This window comes from Catenulispora pinistramenti, assembly GCF_018274385.1.
Classification (GTDB): domain Bacteria; phylum Actinomycetota; class Actinomycetes; order Streptomycetales; family Catenulisporaceae; genus Catenulispora; species Catenulispora pinistramenti.
On the sequence record NZ_JAAFYZ010000392.1, the window covers coordinates 1 to 4,616 of the forward strand.

A 4,616-nucleotide genomic window follows, 5' to 3' on the forward strand; every position below is an offset into this window, starting at 1 on the left:
CGCCGTAGCGGTCCATCAGTACCTCGCCGAGCCCACCTACTCGGCGAGGTACTGATGGACCGCTACGGCGTGGTGACGCGCGGCTCAGTGATGGCCGAACGCATCCCGGGCGGCTACGCGGGCGTCTACTCGGTACTGTCAGCCTACGAAGAAGCCGGCCGCGCCCGCCGCGGCTACTTCGTCGAAGGCCTCGGCGCCGCCCAGTTCGCCGCCGAGGGCGCCGTCGACCGCCTCCGCTCCCTGGCCGCCACCCTCGAAACACTCGAGAACCGCGAGCACGAGAGCATCGGCGCCGTCATCGACGAAAGCGTCCACAAACTGATGGGCACCCCGCACGAATACACACCCCGCCGCCCGAAGAAGGAAACCGAGCGCGTCGGCGCCCTCGTCCTAGCCGCCACGGACCCAGCCAACGCCTACGGCGCCGCCCTACCCTGGCCCGCACGCCCCGTCGGCGAAGACGGCACCCCCGCAACCGGCCACAAACCCGGCCGCAAAGCAGGCGCACTGGTGGTACTGGTCGACGGCGAGTTAGTGCTCTACGTCGAACGCGGCGGCCGCACCCTGCTGTCCTGGACCGAGGACCTGACAAACCTGCAACCAGCCGTGGACGCCCTGGCACTAACCGTCCGCGACGGCTGGCTCGGCAAACTGACCGTGTCGAAGACCGACGGCGAGGACGTGCTCTACGCCGGCCGGAACTCCGCGCTGGCGCAGGCACTGGCGGCAGCCGGATTCCGTTCAACGCCCTCGGGCCTACGGCTGCGGGGATAGGGGGCGCGCGTGGTCCAAGGCGCAGGACCCTTTGAGCCGATCGAGTGATGCACGGGAACGACACGCCCACACTTTTTCGTAGCTCTAAAAGGAGTCGTCGGGGAGCGCGGAGCTGTGGCTAGGGCAAGGGCAAAACAAGCAGACAGCACCCTGCCATCGGCGATAACGTTGCGACCGCACCCGGTGCGCAGGAAGCGGATACTTCTTCCTTGAAAGCCCGAAGGCAGGGGCCAACTCTGCCTCCCCGGTCCACGAGACACGGGGTATTGCTGGACCAGACGTCGAGCGCTGGGCCGGTCTCCGCAGCCTAACTCTTGATCTCGGGTGCCCTTCCAAACAGCCGCACACGCACAACACGCAGCCGTCGCCGAATTGCCACAGCAATCCGGCATCATCCGCCAGCACCTGAAGCCGGCCCGAACCCGGCCTCCGCCAGCAGCCACGGCCACACCAATCCGCGCGTGCCCGCCGGCGCCCACGAACGCGCTGATCGACTACCTAGCGGCAGCCACGCTGAGCAGCGCGCACCCAGCACCGACGCGTGCCTGGCGGCAGCCACGCTGATCCGCACATCTCTGCCAGCGGCCACGGACGCGCTGACCCGCGCGTGTCCGGCGGCGCCCACGCTGACCGGCACGTGCCTGGCGGCGGCATTGCTCGTCCGCGCATGTCCGGCGGCGCCTTACTGATCGGCACATGACTGGCAGCAGCTCTGCTCGACCACACGTGCTCGGCGGCGCCCACGCTGACCGGCGCATGCCTGGCGGCGGCCATGCCGACCGGTATATGTCTGCCGGCGGCCACGGCGCGCTGAGCGGCGCGTGTCCTGCGGCGGGTTCGCTGATCGGCGCGTGCCTGGCAGGAGCCCTGCTATCCGGTGCATGTCCTGCGGCGGCCACGGCGCGCTGAGCGGCGCATGTCCTGCGGCGGCCTTGCTGACCGGCGCGTGCCTGGCGAGAGCCTTGCTGACCTGCGCGTGTCCGGCGGCGGCTCCGGCGTTCCGTTCGAGCCCTGAGAAGCTCCAGTCCTGAAAAACCAAGCCCCAGCCCTGAAAAACCTCAGTCCCGAGAACCCCGTCCTGAGAACCCCCGAAGCGGAAGCGTCCCGCGTGCGGAAGCGTCCCGCGTGCGGAAGCGTCCCGCGTGATGTGGCGGTGTGCCACCGCCTCCCGGCCGCGCGCGATCTGCCGTCGATGCGCCGGGTGATCCGGATCTCTGCGCGTCAGCTCGCTGCCGGTTGCTCCCCTGAGCCCAGCGGCAGGCCGTCTTGGAACGGAAGCCCTAGTAGCTGCGCCACCACGCCGAGGTAGACCTCGGCCTCCCGGGCCAGTTCGGCGGCCTCGGCGTCGCTGACTGCGTTCGGCAGGCCGGCTTGGGCGGCGGCTCGGCGGGTGGCGCCGGAGGCGAAGTACGCCGCCCAGTCCGCCAGTTCCGGGGCCTCGCGGTAGAGCAGGTCCCAGACGCTGCGCGGGCGGCGGCGGGTCGGTGCGGCCGGGACCGCGCGTGCCGTCACCACGGCGGCCGAGGCGTGTAGCGCCGCCATGTGGGCGCCGCAGTAGCGGTCGTAGGGGTGTGCGGTTGTGACGGCCTCGGCCAGCTCGTGTACGGCCTGCTCGAACAGGTCGCGTGCGGAGCGGGAGGCGGGGCCGCGCCGGTGTCCGCCGGAGCCCATCGGGGGCAATGGCGGCGGATGGACTCGGGAGCTTGCTATCGGTCCCGTGTCCGGGCTGGTGAGTGCGGCGGGCATAGTTCCCTCCCTGTACTAGTCAGGGTCCACTGATGACATGTCGGACACTCGCCGGATGTCTCTTCCACAGTGACAGGCCCCACTGACAAAAACAGGTGTTCAAGCCGGGAAATCCCCGTGAACGGCGGTCGCGGTCAGTTCTCCGGGAATTTCAGCACCCGGCCCAGGTGCTCCGGCAGGCTGCTCAGCGACTCGGCGACCAGCAGCCAACCGCCGGAGGGGACGTCGTGGCAGAGCTGGAACACCTCCACGTCGCCGTTCCGGCCGACGCTGGCCCGCACGCTCCACAGTTCCCGCTCGACCTCCCGGTCCCGGCCGAAGACCAGGGTCTCGACCGTGCCCAGGTGCCGGTCGGTGCGCAGCAGTACCGAGGGGATCTCGCCGGAGTCCGCGCCGACCTGGATCCAGTGCGAGAGGACCTGGCGCACGCGGTACAGCTTGCCGCGCCAGATGAAGTGCGCCGGCTCACCGTGGCGGCGCAGTACGTCGATCAGTTCGTCGTCATCGGTGCTCACTGCGGCACCCGTCTCATCGTCATCGGTGCTCGCTGCGGCACCTGTCCCATTCGCACTCATCGCAGCCTCCCAAAGCCGCCACCTCATTCGTCCGAGCGCCCGGAGCGGCCACGGCCGGCCACGGGCTTCCCCTCCCGCGACCGCCCGGCGGGGCGGCCGATCCGGGCGTCGGACCATCATCGAATCTTTGTTCGACTCGAACCAGGCTACCCCCGCGGGCCACCCGGCCTCAACGGAATCAGGTCAAGACTCGCTCAAATGAGTGAATCGGCATTCGAACACCTGATCCGCACCAAGGCGCCGACCTGCGCGATGTCCCAGAAGAGCGGGTAACGGCGGCGGAGGGTATCCCCTCAACGCCGCCGCGACTCCGATGACCGCCGGCCATCTCCGCCGACCATCTCCAAGTGCCCGATCCGGTCCCGTTTCACGAACCTCTGCCGCCCCGTGCCGGCAGTGCCTCATCAAACGGGACCGGGTCTTCCCCCCATCAGCGACGCGCGGCCGGCCCGTGTCTCCCCGACACACCCACCGTGGCGCGGCCATCGCGTGCCGTCGACAAGTGTGGCGCATGGCACCGACATCCTCATGGGTATTACTACTCAGGTCCGGCCTGAGTACCTGCACAGACGTCGGACGACGGCCCGGACGGACTCTGTTACTAAATCGCAACACACAGAACACTGCGTCCCTGCAACTAAACCCACCCCCTCGAACGTCTATATGGATGATCGGATGTGCCGCCTCGTGCGGCCGCCGACGCACCCGGTGGGGGTGCCAGTGGGGGTAGGGAAGGCCTCTGGCCTTGGCGGGATCCGCGTCTGTGGGGGCGCGGGTCCCGCCCCTTTTTCTCCGGCCGGCTATCCGGACTCCGGCCCGATCGCGCCGAGCCACGCCGAGTCGCACCGAGCCGCACCGCGCCGCACCGCGGACAAGCCCCCGCACCGAGCCCGATTCCCCCGCAGGCTCCACGCATCTGGCTCGTTTAGTTCCCGCGCGGTCACCCTCACGGCCCACCCCGCTTTCCGTCACGCTGCGATCACGGCCCGCGATGGGGATGCTTTAGCCCGTGGGACGAAATCGACACCCGGCAACCGCCTCGCGCGCCCTGCCCGCGCCGTCTGTGCCGTCCACGCTGTCCGCCGACCCGCCGCCGGCCACCGAGACCGTCTCCGTCCTGGTCCCGCTCCTGAACGACGAACGCCGCGTGCTGCGGTGTGTGCGAGCGCTGCTGAGCCAGACCCGGGTCCCGAAGCTGGACGTGGTCTTCCTGGACGCGGGCTCCACGGACCTCACCCGCCGCCTGGTCCTCCAGGCCGCGATGGACGACCCGCGCCTGCGCCTCCTGATGGGGGCGCCGACCCCCCAGGGCTGGTGCGCCCACGCGCACGCCTGCGAACAACTGGCGGTCGCCGCACGCGGCAAGGCGATGGTCTTCGCGGACCCCGGCCTCGCCCTGGCACCCGGTGCGATCGCGGCGGCCGTGGCCGCCCTGCGCGGCCCCCGCCGCATGGACCTGGTGGTCGCCGAGGCACGCCGCCGCACCCCCGCCGATCGCACCCCGGCCGCCGGACCCCGCCC

General features: G+C 70.3%; 4 protein-coding genes. 2 read left to right on the forward strand and 2 right to left on the reverse strand.

The features are described from left to right. The coding region (locus tag KGQ19_RS47490; RefSeq protein ID WP_438801908.1) for an Lhr family helicase at positions 1-774 on the forward strand (774 nt) is incomplete at its 5' end. Between the two features lie 1,221 nt (positions 775-1,995). Here KGQ19_RS47490 and KGQ19_RS47495 read toward each other — a convergent pair. Together KGQ19_RS47495 and KGQ19_RS47500 are read right to left on the reverse strand one after the other, a co-directional pair. After that, on the reverse strand, positions 1,996-2,520 hold the full coding sequence (locus KGQ19_RS47495) for an SAV_6107 family HEPN domain-containing protein (RefSeq protein ID WP_212022056.1): 525 nt from the start codon (positions 2,518-2,520) through the stop codon (positions 1,996-1,998). Between the two features lie 134 nt (positions 2,521-2,654). Then, a complete protein-coding gene (locus KGQ19_RS47500) occupies positions 2,655-3,035 on the reverse strand; it encodes a DUF6504 family protein (protein WP_212022058.1) in 381 nt (126 codons plus the stop codon). A gap of 1,069 nt (positions 3,036-4,104) precedes the next feature. Between KGQ19_RS47500 and KGQ19_RS47505 the strand changes: the two genes are divergently transcribed. Further along, a partial coding sequence (locus KGQ19_RS47505) for a glycosyltransferase family 2 protein (protein ID WP_212022060.1) occupies positions 4,105-4,616 on the forward strand: 512 nt, incomplete at its 3' end.